Below are 14,339 nucleotides of genomic sequence, written 5' to 3' on the forward strand. Positions count from 1 at the left end.
GAGGCAATGAAACGATAATGAATGAAGAGTTTATTTACGCTCTGAAAGAAATAGAAAATGAAAAGGGAATAAAAGAAGAAGTCATTCTGGAAGCCCTGGAGTCCGCATTGCTCTCCAGCTATAAGAAAAATTTCGGAACGGCTCAAAATGTCGTGGTAGAGATCGATCGGGAAAACGGAGAAATTTCTATTTCCGCCGAACGCCTCGTCGTAGACGAAGTATTCGACGAAAATACCGAGATCAGCCTCGAAGAGGCGCGCGCTACGTATCCGGAGATGGAGACGGGAGATGTATATTACGATAAAATCGATCCCGAAAAATTCGGACGCATTGCCGCACAAACGGCGCGACAAGTGGTCATTCAGCGCATAAAAGACGCCGAGCGAGAAGTGATCTACGACGATTATGCCGATCGGGAAAATGAAATCATCACCAACGAGGTGCAGCGCACCAGCAAGGGGAATGTGTTCGTCGACTTAGGCAAGACCGAGGCAATTCTTCCCATATCCGAACAAATTCCGGGGGAATCGTATCGGCAAGGCGATCGATACAAGATGCTGATCCTGGAGGTCAATCGACAGCCGAAGGGGCCGCAGATCGTCCTTTCTCGGAGCCACCCGAATTTGGTACGCCGCTTATTCGAGCTGGAAGTACCGGAAATCCACGACGGCGTGGTGGAAATTTATTCCATTGCCAGAGAAGCGGGCAGTCGCACGAAGCTCGCGGTCTTCTCGAAAGACGAAGATGTGGATCCCTTGGGCGCTTGCGTGGGCTTCAAGGGCAGCCGTGTAAAGACCATCGTCGAAGAACTCCACGACGAGAAGATCGATATCGTGATCTGGGAAAAGGACATCGGCAAATTCATAGGCAATGCGCTGAGTCCTTCGAAGGTCGTGGACGTATTCATCAACCAAAAAGAAAAATCCGCCCTCGTGGTAGTACCCGATTACCAACTGTCTTTGGCCATCGGAAAAGAGGGCCAAAATGCGCGGCTTGCTGCCAAGCTGACCAATTGGAAGATCGATATCAAATCCGAAACGCAATTTCAGGAATATCTGGATGCGCTCGAGACGAATATAGCGGATTTTCGCGCGTCCTTTGAAACACAACACGGCGCATCCCACGATACCGACGTCTCGGGATATGGCGATACAGAAGACGGATCCGATAATTTTGCCAGCATTGAAGGCCTGACGGGCTTGGACCTTTCGAATCTGTTTGCCGATGCACAACCGGAGGAGAATGCAGAAGAGGCGGCGCCGGCTGATGCCGAAGAGCTAGCAGATGCGGAAGCCATTGATGCGGCAGGCGATCCGGACGTTCACGAAACGGAGCAATAGCGGGGAATACAATGGCGAAACCGAAAAAAATCCCCATGCGCAAATGCGTAGGTTGCGGCGTAGCAAAGCCGAAAGCAGAATTAATGCGCGTAGTCAGAAATCAAGAACAAGAGGTTTTTATAGACGAAACAGGAAAGGCGAACGGTCGAGGTGCCTATATTTGCAAGGACGAAGCTTGCCTGCATAAAGCACAAAAATCGAAGGCCTTTCATAGAGCGCTGGGAGCGGAAATCCCGGCGGCGACTTTTGAAGTATTGAGAGAATCTTTGAAAGATCTATAATCCTCTACTTAGGAGGTGTTCTCATGTCGAACAAAAGAGTATATACCGTAGCGAAAGAGATCGGTATGGCGAGTAAGGATTTAATGGACGTCTTAAAGCAGGCGGGCATGTCCGTAAAAAGTCATATGAGCACTCTGTCGGAAGAAGAACAAAAGCAGCTGTATGATTTTATTCGCCGGGCGCAAAACGCCCAGGAAGAAGCGCGGACTGCGGCCAATGTGGCGGAAGAGAATCGAGTCGAACCCGAAAAGCAAGCCGAAAAGCCGTCTCGCGCTTCAAAACATGGGAATGTAACATCGGACAAGGCAGAACAAGAAAAAGACGAAGAACTATCCGAGCCGAAACAAGAAAAGCGCGAAAAGAAATCCGAGTCGCCGAAGAAAGACGGTTCTAAGGAGAAAAAGACGAAGAAAAAAGATGTTTCTCGTCCGAATCTCCACACTCGAAGCGATGACGACGAAGAGAGAGAAGAAAAGAAATCGCGCAAACGCGACGGCGGAAAGAAGAAACATAAACAGCGGGATCAGGAGCCTCAAGAATTCGATAAGCCCAAGCATCCCAAAAAGAAATCGCGCAGCCAAAAGCGCAAGGAACGACAAGCGCGAGAAATGGAGAAAGGGGATCAGGCCATTAAGATTAAAGCACCGCTTACGGTTAAAGAATTTTCGGAATCCATCGGGGTCAATATTGCCCAGGTGATTACGAAGCTGATCGGCTTGGGCATTATGGCGACGCAAAACGAATCGATCGACGAAGACGTAATCGCGATTCTCGCCGACGAATTCGGCAAAGAAGTCGAATTTATTTCCGAAGAGGATTCCGACATCGAAGAATTATATGGCCTGGATCCGGAAGATCCCGAGGAATCTTTGAAAAAGCGTCCGCCGGTGGTTACCGTTATGGGCCACGTCGACCACGGCAAGACGTCGATTCTGGACGTCATCAAAAAGAGCCATGTTACCGCTTCTGAAGCCGGCGGCATTACTCAGCATATCGGGGCTTACCAGGTCTCCGTGCATGGAGAAAACATCACCTTTTTGGACACACCGGGCCACGAGGCCTTTACCGCCATGCGCTCCAGAGGGGCATCGGTTACCGATATCGCGATCCTCGTAGTGGCGGCTGACGACGGCGTTATGCCGCAGACCGTCGAGGCAATTCACCACGCCAAGGCGGCAGAAGTCCCCATTATCGTCGCCATCAACAAGATCGACCGCGAAGGCGCCAATCCCGATCGCGTGCGCCAGGAACTGGCCGAAGAAGGTTTGGTCTCTGAAGACTGGGGCGGCGATACGATTATGGTCGAAGTCTCGGCCAAGACCAAAGAAGGCATTCCCGATCTATTGGATATGGTCCTATTGGTCGCAGAAGTACAGGAACTAAAGGCCAATCCCGATCGGCTCGCCGTCGGTACGGTGGTTGAAGCACGCCTCGACAAGGGAAAGGGACCCATGGCGACCATACTCGTACAAAAAGGGACCCTTACCGCGGACAGCTTTATCGTTTCGGGAACCAGCCACGGCCATATTCGCGCCATGACCGACGATAAGAAAAAGCGCCTGAAAAAGGCGGGTCCGTCTACCCCCGTCGTGATTCTCGGGCTGGACGATGTCCCCAATGCCGGGGATACGGTCTATGCCGTCAAGGACGAAAAGACCGCCAAGGAAATCGCAAGCCGCAACATTGCCGCATTACGGGAAGAAAAACTGGCGACCAAAAACAAGATTTCTATGAGCAATCTCTTCGAAAAAATCAAAGAAGGGGAACTCAAGGATCTGAACCTGATCGTCAAGGCGGACGTCAAAGGAACGGTAGAGGCGATCAACCAGTCTCTGCTCAAACTGAACGAAAACGACGAGGTCAAGGTCAATATCATCCACTCCGGCGCCGGCGGCATCAACGAGAGCGATATCAACCTCGCCTCGGCTTCCAATGCCCTGGTCATCGGATTTAATGTACGGCCCAATATCAATGCGATCGAACTCGCCAAACAAGAAGAAGTCGACGTTCGCACTTATCGCGTCATCTACGACATTATCAACGATGTAAAGGGTGCCGTAAGCGGCATGCTCACCCCCGATATCGAAGAGGAAGTGTTGGGTCGCTGCGAAGTGAGAGACACCTTTAAACTTCCGAACAACAACATCGTCGCGGGGATCTATGTCTTGAAGGGAAAAATCGTCCGCAACGGCATGGTGAAAGTACTGCGCGACGATATCGTCATCCACGAAGGCCCGATTGCTTCCCTGAAGCGATTCAAAGACGATGCCAAAGAAATCGCCCAAGGCTACGAAGGCGGTCTTATGGTGGAAAACTTCAACGACATCCAGGTCAAGGACTTATTGGAATGTTATATTGAAAAGGAAATTAAGAAGGAATTATAGATATGAATAACAAGAGGATCCACAGAATATCTGAAGAAATCAAACGAGAACTCTCCGATATTATTCAAAACAAGTTAAAGGATCCGAGAATCCCGCCTTTAACCAGCGTCTCCTTTGTATCGGTTACCGGAGACTTGTCCTATGCGACCGTAGGCATTTCCGTTTTCGGAGATGATCAGGCGAAAGAAGACGCGCTCGAGGGACTAAAGAGCGCCAAGGGATTTATGAAAAAGGAATTGGGACGCAATATGAAGCTGCGGGCCATGCCCGAATTGCTGCTCGAACTGGACGACAGCATCGAAAAGGGGATCGAACTGCAGCAGCAAATCGACGCCCTTAAAGATTCGGAGTAGTCTATGGAACAGACGCAATTTGCAGAAATTCTGCGCCAAAAAATTGACGAGACCGATCGGATCGCCATACTGTCTCATACCAGCCCCGACGGGGACAATTTGGGCAGCTTACACGCGCTCTACGGCCATTTGAAAAATGCAGGAAAAGACGTCGTCTATTTGGGAAACGATACGGTGCCCTCGAACTTGCAGTTCTTATCGTCGGTGGAGGCGCGGGTTCCGGTCGATACCGTCGATGAGGACTTTCCCTTATTGATCGCGTTGGATTCTTCCGACGAAGATCGCTTCGGAAAAACGGCAAAAGCATTATTTCTGCGAGCAACATATTGTGTGAACATCGATCACCATTTCAGCAACACCCAATATGCGGATTTAAACTTCGTCGATGCCGATGCCACATCCACCGGAGAAGTTTTGTTCCGAATTTTAGAAGCGATGGGCGCAGAGATCACGCCGAGTATGGCGACGGGGCTGTATACGGCATTTTCGACGGATACGGGAAGTTTTCAATACGACAGCGTGACGGGCGATACCCACCGCATGGTGGCAAAACTCTACGATTACGGCTGCGATCACTATACAATGGTCAAAAACTTCTACCAATCCGAATCGCCGAATAAACTATCCCTCGTCACCGCCGTGCTTTCGAAGATTCGCTATTATTTCGACGGTCGCGTCGCCGTCTCCGATGCATCCCTCGAGGGTTTTGAACGCACCGGTGCCAAATCCGACGATACCGAGGGCATCGTCGAAAAAATCCGCAATGTAGACGGGGTAGAGCTCGCCGTATTTCTCAAAGAGAAGGAAGACGAGATCAAATTGTCTTTTCGCTCCAAATCCGAAACGGACTGTACGAAAATCGCCGAGGCCTTCGGCGGCGGCGGGCATATTCGCGCAAGCGGCGCCACCACGCATGGATCTTTGGAAGCCGTTGAGAAAAAGCTTCTCGAGGTCTTAGATGAAACATTCGGAAAATAAGTCGGCGATCGGCATCGTGGCCGTCGACAAACCCGCGGGTTGGACCTCTCACGATGTAGTGGCAAAATTGCGCCGCCTCTACCATACGAAACAGGTGGGGCATACCGGCACGTTGGATCCGATGGCAACCGGTCTTTTGCCGGTCTGTGTCGGCAAGGCGACCAAGCTCGTAGAGTATATCGCCAGGGACCGAAAGACTTACCTTGCAAAGGCGGTTTCTGGAATCCGAACCGACACCGGTGATACGACGGGAATAGTCTATGCCAAGAGCGATCTCCCCGTTCCGGACGATCTGGCGGAAATCCTCGCCTCCTTTGTGGGAGAACAAGACCAGATTCCGCCGATGTATTCGGCGCTGAAGTATAAAGGCAAAAAGCTGTACGAATACGCGCGCATGGGGATCTGCGTGCCCCGCGTCCCTAGAAGGATATGCGTCTACGATTTAGAGTGCATCGATGGCGCTGCCGATGCAATCACATTGCGCGCGAGTGTCTCTTCCGGCACCTATATTCGAACGCTTATCGACGATATCGGCGTGGAGGCAAGCTGTTATTTTACGATGGCGGGATTGCGGAGAGAGTCGGTGGGCAAATTGCATGTCGAGGAAGCACATACACTCGATGCCATCGAAGCGATGTCGGAGGCGGAACGCGAAGCGCTTTTGCTTCCGATGGACCGCATGCTGGGGCATTTGCCGGCAGCGGAGTTTCCGGCGTCGCAACGACTTGCGCTTTCGCAGGGAAAATCGTTCGAATCACCGTATGTCGAAGAAGGCGAGAACACATTCCGCGTCTATACCGACGGCGAATTCCTGGGACTCGGCGAAGTGCGAACCAAAGACGGAAGGCGAGAATTCAAGATGAAAAAGGTATTATGTTGAGGTGGGTATGGAAATAATACAGGTGGATCTCGAATCGAATATATCGCCGGAGACGTGTATCGCCCTCGGAAATTTTGACGGCATGCACCTCGGGCATCAGGCGCTGATACGAGAAGTTCGCCGCATGGCGAAGGCGGCGAACATATCCGCATCGGTTTTGATTTTCAAAGAACACACGAAAAATACCTTACACGGTGGTAGGCAGAATCTTTTGACGCTCCGCGAACAGAAATACGAGATCCTGGACGCCTGCGGCATCGACCGCGTCTATGAGATGGACTTTACCCGCGAAATTATGCAGTTGTCGCCGGAAGATTTTGTGTTGCGCTTTTTGATCTCGCATTTGAAAATCCGAGGCGTGGTCGTAGGCTACGATTACAGATTCGGCCATATGGCTGCGGGAAATGTGGAGAAAATGGAAAAACTCTGTCAATCCGGTGGCATCGATCTCTCGGTCATTCGCCCCGTGCTTTACGGCAGCGAGGCCGTATCCAGCACACGCATTCGAAACGCCGTCCGCGAAGGCGATATTCTTTCCGCCACCGGTATGTTGGGCAGGCCCTATACCATACGCGGATCCGTACAGCCGGGCAAGCAGCTGGGTCGAACGATCGGAATCCCCACGGCCAATGTGCACTTTCCCGACGACTATATCGTGCCCAAGTTCGGCGTCTATGCCGCCAAAGTCCGCATCGACGATCGCTGGTACGATGCGGCGACCAGCATCGGCACCAACCCGACTTTTTCAGAGCAGGGCATAAAAATCGAATCGTATCTCTATGATTACGGGGGAGAGGAATTTTACGGCAAGGTGATCGACATCGCCCTGGTCGATTACATTCGCCCCGAAATCCGTTTTCCCGATGTTTCGTCTTTGAAACAACAAATGGATGCGGATCTGAAGGAAATTCCTTTGAGAATTCGTGATCGGCAATTTACTTTGCCGCCCGTTCATGCTAAAATGTGAGGGTACTAGTTTTACTCGGATTGTCGATCCTCGACGCGATCTTGGTGAGACCGAATGATTTATTTAGGAGGAAAAAATGTTATCTACTGAACAAAAACAAGAGATTATTAAAGCGTACCAAAGAGAAGAGGGAGACACCGGTTCTCCGGAAGTTCAAGTTGCTATTTTGACGCACACGATCAATGCATTGAACGATCACCTCAAAGAACATACGAAAGACCACCATTCCAGAAGAGGTCTTTTGAAAATGGTCGGTAAGAGAAGAAATCTTCTGCGTTACCTGCGCAATAAGGACGTAGAGCGATACAGAACCCTTATCGAACGCTTAAATATCAGAGGATAAGAAACCACATGAAAGAGCGGGAGACCGCTCTTTCTTTATAATGAAAAGAGGGTTTTATGCATAAATCGTATACGATTAATTTTAACGGTGCGCCCCTTACGGTAGAGATCGGAAAAGTCGCCAAGCAGGCCAATGGCGCTTGCTGGATCACCCAGGGCGGGAGCGTCGTCCTCGTCACGGCCACCGCATCGACCAAGGCCAAAGAAGGCGTGGACTTTTTGCCCCTGAGCTGCGACTACGAAGAAAAAATGTACGCATCGGGAAAGATCCCCGGGGGATTTAAAAAACGCGAAGGCAGGCCCGGTACCGACGCGATCCTCACGAGCCGGTTGATGGACCGTCCCATCCGGCCGCTGTTTCCGGGGGATTTTCACCACAGCATTCAGGTCACGGCTACCGTCTTAAGCTACGATCCCGAATACCCCACGGACATCCTGGCGATGATCGGCTCTTCTGTGGCCCTTTCCGTCTCTGATATTCCCTTTGCCGGACCCACAGGCTCCGTGCGCATCGGACATATCGACGGCGAGTTCGTCGTGAATCCCTCTGTCGATGCGATCAAAAATTCCAAATTGAACCTCACCGTCTCCGGCACCGCCGACGCCATCATGATGGTCGAAGCCGCCGTAGACTTGCTCCCCGAAGAAGAGGTATTGCAGGCGATTCTCTTGGCCCATACGAAAATCAAAGAAATCGTAGGCTTTATAGACGGTATCAAGGCGGAGGTCGGCAAAGAAACCATGGCCTATGAAGGCCTCGTCGTCGACAGCGAATACGAAGAACATATTCGCAAAAGCATCTACGATCAAGTGGAGATCGCACTCGATATCGCCGATAAGACCGAGCAGGGCCATGCCCTGGGCCGCATTAAAGAGGCCCTGGTGCAAAGACTGGAAGAAGACGAAGCTTATGAGGAAGCACAGGTAAACCGCGTCTTTGAAGACGTGACGCAAGAGATCTTCCGCAAACAGATTTTGGTGGGAAAACGCCGTAGCGACGGCCGGGCCTTTACCGAAATCCGTCCCTTGTCGTCGGAAGTGGGGCTTTTGCCGCGCACACACGGCAGCGGATTGTTTACCCGGGGCCAAACCCAAGCACTCAGTTCCGTTACGCTCGCGCCGCTCACCGAGGGGCAGATCGTCGACGGATTGGATCCCGAGTATACGAAGCGGTATGTGCACCACTATAACTTTCCCTCGTATTCCGTCGGCGAAACCCGCCCGCCCAGAAGTCCTGGCAGACGGGAAATCGGCCACGGCAATTTGGCGGAACGGGCATTGATTCCGGTGCTGCCCAAAGAGGAGGACTTTCCGTATTATATTCGCGTCGTCAATGAGATCTTAGAATCCAACGGCTCTTCCTCTCAGGCGAGCGTCTGCGGCTCCACTTTGGCATTGATGGACGCCGGCGTACCCATTGCGGCGCCTGTGGCGGGCATCGCCATGGGATTGATCGACAACGGCGATGCGCCCGTCATTCTTACCGACATTCAGGGGCTGGAAGACCACTATGGAGATATGGATTTCAAAGTGGCCGGCACCGCCGATGCCATCACGGCGCTCCAGATGGACATTAAGATCGACGGCGTATCCGAAGAAATCTTACGCCGTGCGCTTGCACAGGCAAAGGAGGCACGCCTTGCGCTCCTCGAGCATCTCCACGGCACCATTGCCGCACCCAGAGACGATCTGTCTCCCTATGCACCGCGCATCCACTGCCTCTATATCGACCCCGATAAGATCGGCGAAGTAATCGGAAGCGGCGGAAAGATGATTCACAAAATCGTCGAGGAAACCGGCGCACAGATCGAAATCGAAGACGACGGACGCGTCTCGATTATTTCCGGCGACGAAGGCGGCGTAAAGGCGAAGAAAATTATCGAAGACATTGTGCACGAATTGGAAGTGGGAGAAGTGTTCGAAGGCACCGTCAAAAAAATCGTGGACTTCGGCGCCTTTGTAGAAATTCTTTGGGGCAAAGAAGGTCTATTGCACATCTCCAATATCGACCATAAGCGCATCAACAATGTCGGCGACGTGCTGGCAGAAGGGGACAGGGTGAAGGTAAAGGTGACGGCTCTCGACAAGGGCAAGATCAGCCTCTCTCGAAAGGCTCTGCTTCCCAAGCCCGAACGCAAAGAGAACGAACGCGCCGAACGCAGAGATCGCGGTGACAGATAATGAATAAAAGAAACTAAACCGCTTCGGCGGTTTTTTCATGGAGGAAAACAATGAAAATCAAAATCGTCAATCGTTCCAAACATCCCCTGCCCGCCTATGCTACCGAGGGCGCAAGCGGCATGGACCTGCGCGCCGATCTCGATGAAGATCTCGCCATCGCACCGTTTGAGCGGATAAAAGTGCCCACCGGCTTGTATCTCGAGCTGCCGGAGGGAATTGAAGGACAAGTGCGTGCGAGAAGCGGCCTGTCCTTTAAGAAGGGAATTACCCTCATCAATGCCGTAGGGACCGTAGACAGCGATTATCGCGGCGAAATCACCGTTCCCTTGGTCAATCTATCTCAGGATACCGTCGTGATCCAAGACGGAGAGAGAATCGCTCAATTGGTACTGGCACGCTACGAAAAAGCCGATTTGATCGAGGTAGAAGAACTGGAAGAATTGGACAAAACCGCCAGAGGTAAAGGCGGATTTGGGCACACCGGCCGCCTATAACTTCGCTTCTTCGAGCGGACGCGCTGTGTTATAATAGACTCGAACATATATTTGACGGGAGGGCGGACATTGGCAAAGAGAAAAAACACAAAGCGAAAGACGAAATCCGCTGCATCGGATACACAGCGGCCGGCGATGGTCGGTGGGCTTTTGATCTTGGTGGCCGTATTGTCTTTTTTAAGCATTTTCAGCGATAAAATGGGCATCTTCGGTGACTTTGCTTCCAAAGGCATCGGATTATTCTTCGGAAAGACCGGCCCCATCTTTTGCGGCCTCTTGCTGTTAACCGGACTGTTTTTAATACTCGATACCGATCGAAAAAAGATCGTACAGGTTTTTTTGCCTGCCATTACCGCCCTCGCCATCGCCATGCTGCACTTTTACGATCCCTACAGTCGCGCGCTCGATTGGGAAGCGCGAATCGATTCCTTACAGGCCGCCCCGATCGACGGAGGCCTCATCGGCCAAGGATTCAGTCGGCTGTTGACGGGTTTGTTCGGTACGATGGGAAGTCGAATCCTTTTGATCCTCCTTCTTCTCGTCAGCTTGTATCTTTTGATTTCGGATCGACAAAAAATGATCTGGAAGCGGAAGATACTATCTGCCGTCGAATCTGTCGAAAAACGTCTTAAAGCGCGAAAGACCGCTGTTCCTCGAAAAAGGCCGAGTCGCGAAACCGCACAAAAAAAGAAGATCGAAGAGGATTCTGTGCCCGCATTCGATTTTGAAGCCGAAGCTCACGAAGAGGCCGAGCCCTTGACGATACGCGACTATATGCCCGATGCAAAACCGGAGCGGGTCGATTCCTTGGACGAAGCGGAAAAAGAAGCGTTTCGCAAAGACGTTCGCACAGAGGTCGCGGAAAATGTATACGCCTTTCCGCCGCTGAACCTCTTGAAGGAAACAGAGCGCGAAAATGCCGCCGGAGACGAGAGCGTCCGCAAAAACGCCGCCGTTATCCAAGAGGTGATGGACAACTTCAATGTAGACTGCCGGGTGACGGCCATCAACAAAGGGCCCACAATCACTTCCTATGAATTGGAACCCTCACCGGGGGTAAAAATCAGTCGCATTGTGTCCCTGCACGACAATCTGAGTCTGTCTCTTGCGAGCCCGGATATCCGGATCGAAGCGCCGATACCGGGAAAGAGCGCCATCGGCATCGAAGTGCCCAATGCCGTAAAAGACAGCGTGGGACTGCGAGAAATCCTGGAGAGCGACGCCTTTCAAAAGCTGCCGTCTTCGGTGCCGTTGACATTGGGCAAAGATGTCAGCGGACACACGATCTTATCGACCATCGACAAAATGCCGCACCTGTTGATCGCAGGCGCGACGGGATCGGGGAAATCCGTATGTATCAACTCGATTTTGATGGGGATCCTCTACAAATCGCCGCCGGAAAAGGTTCGTCTCATTCTGATCGATCCCAAAGTGGTCGAACTGGGTATCTATAACGGGATACCGCATTTATTGATTCCGGTGGTTACCGACGCGAAGAAGGCCGCCTTCGCATTGGCTTGGGCGGTAGAAGAGATGGAGAAGCGCTATAAGGCCTTTGCCGATGCCGGGGTACGCGATATTTCAGGCTACAATCGAAAGATGGACGCAGAAGGCGAGCAGGAAATGGCGAAAATCGTCATCGTCGTAGACGAGTTGAGCGATTTGATGATGGTCGCCGCCAAAGAAGTCGAGGACTATATCACGCGACTCGCGCAGATGGCGCGGGCGGCGGGGATCCACTTGATCCTCGCGACACAACGTCCTTCCGTCGATGTCATTACCGGTACCATCAAAGCAAATATTCCCTCTCGGATCGCTTTTTCCGTCTCGTCGCAGATCGATTCCCGCACGATTTTGGATATGTCCGGCGCCGAAAAACTTCTCGGAAAGGGCGATATGCTCTTTTACCCGGGTTCTTACCCGAAGCCCAAACGACTGCAGGGCGCCTTCGTCTCCGACGGCGAAGTGGAGCGGGTACTGGAATTTGTCAAGAACCATACGGAAACGGCAGAATACGACGAGGAAGCCATGGACACCATGGAAAAGAAAGTAAAAAAATCCGTTTCCGACGAAGATCCGCTGTTGGGTGAAGCTGTAGATATCGTATTGACACAGGAACAGGCTTCCATCTCCTTTTTACAGCGAAAACTCAAGGTCGGCTATGCCAGGGCGGCGCGGATCGTCGATCAGATCGAAGAGATGGGAATCATCGGCCCGCACGAAGGGCCCAAACCGCGCAAGCTGTTGATGACCAAAGAAGAAATCGAATCGATGAGAAATGAGCAGGAGAATCTATGAAAAATGTTTCAATCGTAACCTTGGGGTGCTCTAAAAATGACGTCGACTCCGGCCAAATGCGCGGCGTCTTGGATCCATCCCGATTTCAGTTTACCGACGACGTATATGAAGCGGAAGTGATCGTGGTCAACACCTGCGGTTTTATCGACGCCGCAAAAGAGGAGTCCATCGATACGATACTGGATTTGGCGCAACTGAAAGATACGGGAAAATTAGAGACTTTGCTCCTCGCCGGCTGTCTCGCCCAGCGCTATCCCGAAGAACTTTTGGAGAGCATACCCGAAGCCGACGGCATCTTGGGGCCCGGTCATATTCGCTCTTTGAATGAAGCCATCGAAGAAGCAGAAAGCGGCGATAAGCCCGTGTTCACTCAATCCCTTTCCAATGCCTATATCGAGGGCATGGTACGGGAAAATGTATCGATTACGGAATACGTAAAGATTTCCGAAGGCTGTAACAATCGATGCAGCTACTGTATTATTCCCTATCTGAAAGGGAACCATCGCAGCCGAAAAAAAGAGGAGATTCTCGAAGAAGTCAATATGCTGGTCGCAGAAGGTGCGCGCGAGATCATCTTGATCGGACAAAACACGACCGATTACGGAATCGACCTCTACGGTCGATACGCCCTCGCCAAGCTGGTGGAGGCGCTGTCTACGATCGACGGTCTCCGTTGGATCCGCATCCTCTACGCCTATCCGGACCACTTCGATGCCGATTTGATCCGACAGATGCGCGACAATCCCAAAGTGCTTCCCTATGTAGACATCCCCCTGCAGCACATCTCCGATTCGGTGCTTCAGCGCATGCACCGAAAGGTCGACCGGGCGCAGATCGAAAACTTATTCGCGACTTTGCGCGAAGAGATTCCGGACATCGCCATTCGCACTACATTTCTCTTGGGCTTTCCCGGAGAGACGGAGGCGGATTTTGAAACGCTATTGAATTTCATCGAGCGTCATCCTTTCGAACGGGCGGGGGCATTTACCTATTCCCGCGAAGAGGGAACGCCGGCTGCCGAATACGCAGATCAAGTACCGGAGTCGATCAAAGAAGATAGACACCGCCGCTTTATGGAAAAACAGATGGAGATTTCAGAAAACCGTATGGCGCGTCTGATCGGAAAAACGCTCACGGTACTGATTACGGAATGCGGGGAAGGGGAGTATATCGGCAGATCCTATTTAGACGCACCGGATATCGACGGCATCGTCGTCGTCCAAAGCGACGTCGTGCTGCGGGAAGGAGACTTTGTGAAAGTTCGCATTACAGACGCATCGAGTTACGACCTGGGCGGTGAATATCTTGAACATTGCGAATAAGCTCACGATGCTGCGCATTCTGATGGTGCCGCTCTTTGTCCTATTGATGCTCTTAAAGACGCAGGAAATGCGCTATATCGGCGCGGCGGTTTTTGTGGTCGCCGCATTTACAGATTTTCTCGACGGATACTTGGCGCGAAAGTACGATCTCGTCACCACTTTCGGGAAATTTCTCGATCCTCTTGCGGATAAGATTCTCACGATTTCCGCCTTTATCCTCTTGGTGGAATTCGGCGTCATTCCCGCCTGGGGGGTGATCGTCATCGTAGCGCGCGAGTTGGCGATCACCGGATTTCGGGTTATCGCAGCCTCTGAAAATGTAACCATTGCCGCGAGCGGATTCGGAAAGATCAAGACCATCAGTCAACTCTTGTGTCTGATCGCTTTGTTATTTGCGCCCGCCATTCCCGAATCTATCGGTATTGTACTCTTTTATATCGCCGTCATTCTTACCGTTCTAAGCGGAATAGATTATTTGGTGAAGAATAAAGACCTTTTGGATTTGAAAAATATTTAGGA

The 14,339-nt window shown here is 51.7% G+C and carries 13 protein-coding genes; all 13 read left to right on the forward strand.

What is annotated here, in order from left to right; all coding sequences use genetic code 11:
• Positions 1 to 17 precede the first annotated feature (17 nt).
• The 13 genes from nusA to pgsA all read left to right on the forward strand — a co-directional run bounded on the left by nusA (position 18) and on the right by pgsA (position 14,337).
• Positions 18 to 1,340, forward strand: a complete 1,323-nt coding sequence (nusA, locus tag QO008_RS01265) for a transcription termination factor NusA (protein WP_307383606.1) — start codon at positions 18 to 20, stop codon at positions 1,338 to 1,340.
• Positions 1,341 to 1,351: 11 nt separating this feature from the next.
• The gene (gene rnpM, locus QO008_RS01270; RefSeq protein WP_126465404.1) at positions 1,352 to 1,621 is read left to right on the forward strand and encodes an RNase P modulator RnpM; all 270 of its coding nucleotides are present in this window, start codon (positions 1,352 to 1,354) and stop codon (positions 1,619 to 1,621) included.
• Positions 1,622 to 1,644: 23 nt separating this feature from the next.
• The gene (gene infB / locus QO008_RS01275) at positions 1,645 to 4,005 is read left to right on the forward strand and encodes a translation initiation factor IF-2 (protein ID WP_307383609.1); all 2,361 of its coding nucleotides are present in this window, start codon (positions 1,645 to 1,647) and stop codon (positions 4,003 to 4,005) included.
• Between the two features lie 2 nt (positions 4,006 to 4,007).
• On the forward strand, positions 4,008 to 4,358 hold the full coding sequence (gene rbfA / locus QO008_RS01280) for a 30S ribosome-binding factor RbfA (protein ID WP_126465406.1): 351 nt from the start codon (positions 4,008 to 4,010) through the stop codon (positions 4,356 to 4,358).
• A gap of 3 nt (positions 4,359 to 4,361) precedes the next feature.
• The gene (locus tag QO008_RS01285; protein WP_307383613.1) at positions 4,362 to 5,336 is read left to right on the forward strand and encodes a DHH family phosphoesterase; all 975 of its coding nucleotides are present in this window, start codon (positions 4,362 to 4,364) and stop codon (positions 5,334 to 5,336) included.
• Positions 5,317 to 6,216 (forward strand): tRNA pseudouridine(55) synthase TruB, encoded by a 900-nt coding sequence (truB, locus tag QO008_RS01290; protein ID WP_126465408.1) that lies wholly within the window; start codon positions 5,317 to 5,319, stop codon positions 6,214 to 6,216. The genes QO008_RS01285 and truB overlap by 20 nt, the downstream gene beginning before the upstream one ends.
• A 7-nt stretch (positions 6,217 to 6,223) precedes the next feature.
• On the forward strand, positions 6,224 to 7,183 hold the full coding sequence (locus QO008_RS01295; RefSeq protein ID WP_307383616.1) for a bifunctional riboflavin kinase/FAD synthetase: 960 nt from the start codon (positions 6,224 to 6,226) through the stop codon (positions 7,181 to 7,183).
• 76 nt (positions 7,184 to 7,259) lie between these two features.
• Entirely contained in the window at positions 7,260 to 7,526 is a 267-nt protein-coding gene (rpsO, locus tag QO008_RS01300; protein ID WP_126465410.1) for a 30S ribosomal protein S15, read from the forward strand.
• A 56-nt stretch (positions 7,527 to 7,582) separates the two neighbouring features.
• Entirely contained in the window at positions 7,583 to 9,706 is a 2,124-nt protein-coding gene (gene pnp / locus QO008_RS01305) for a polyribonucleotide nucleotidyltransferase (protein ID WP_307383619.1), read from the forward strand.
• A gap of 50 nt (positions 9,707 to 9,756) precedes the next feature.
• Complete coding sequence (gene dut, locus QO008_RS01310; RefSeq protein ID WP_126465412.1) at positions 9,757 to 10,200, forward strand: dUTP diphosphatase; 444 nt, start codon at positions 9,757 to 9,759, stop codon at positions 10,198 to 10,200.
• A 69-nt stretch (positions 10,201 to 10,269) separates the two neighbouring features.
• Positions 10,270 to 12,498, forward strand: coding sequence for a DNA translocase FtsK (locus QO008_RS01315; protein WP_126465413.1), 2,229 nt, complete (start codon positions 10,270 to 10,272; stop codon positions 12,496 to 12,498).
• Complete coding sequence (rimO, locus tag QO008_RS01320; protein ID WP_307383625.1) at positions 12,495 to 13,820, forward strand: 30S ribosomal protein S12 methylthiotransferase RimO; 1,326 nt, start codon at positions 12,495 to 12,497, stop codon at positions 13,818 to 13,820. The genes QO008_RS01315 and rimO overlap by 4 nt, the downstream gene beginning before the upstream one ends.
• On the forward strand, positions 13,804 to 14,337 hold the full coding sequence (gene pgsA, locus QO008_RS01325; protein ID WP_307383628.1) for a CDP-diacylglycerol--glycerol-3-phosphate 3-phosphatidyltransferase: 534 nt from the start codon (positions 13,804 to 13,806) through the stop codon (positions 14,335 to 14,337). Before rimO ends, pgsA begins: the two co-directional genes overlap by 17 nt.
• Positions 14,338 to 14,339: the final 2 nt, after the last annotated feature.

The sequence above is a fragment of the Aedoeadaptatus ivorii genome (genome assembly GCF_030815095.1).
In the GTDB taxonomy this organism is placed as follows: domain Bacteria; phylum Bacillota; class Clostridia; order Tissierellales; family Peptoniphilaceae; genus Aedoeadaptatus; species Aedoeadaptatus ivorii.